This is a genomic window from Sphingomonas sp. CCH9-F2 (assembly GCF_001556735.1).
GTDB lineage: Bacteria > Pseudomonadota > Alphaproteobacteria > Sphingomonadales > Sphingomonadaceae > Sphingomonas > Sphingomonas ginsenosidimutans.
Window position 1 is genome coordinate 1 of record NZ_LSJO01000412.1, and the last position, 243, is coordinate 243.

1 pseudogene is annotated in these 243 nt (G+C 73.3%); it reads left to right on the forward strand.

Annotation, left to right across the window (positions count from 1 at the left end):
* Positions 1–243: pseudogene (locus tag AX685_RS22585) on the forward strand (lytic transglycosylase domain-containing protein); the annotation flags it as partial.

Here is a 243-nt window from a genome sequence, read left to right on the forward strand (position 1 = left end):
CCGCCGCGCCGCTGCCGGGGATGGCGCAGCCGATCGCGCAGTGGAAGGCGCTACAGCAGACCGATGCGCTGCCGTTCGACAGCTACGCCGGGTTCCTGGCGCAGCATCCCGGCTGGCCCGGGCAGATTGCGATGCGCCGCACCGCCGAGAAGAAGGCGGCGACCGATCCCAACACCCCGGCGGCCAGCGTCGTCGCCTTCTGCCGGCGGTGGTCGCCGCTGACGACGCAAGGCTGGGTGGCGT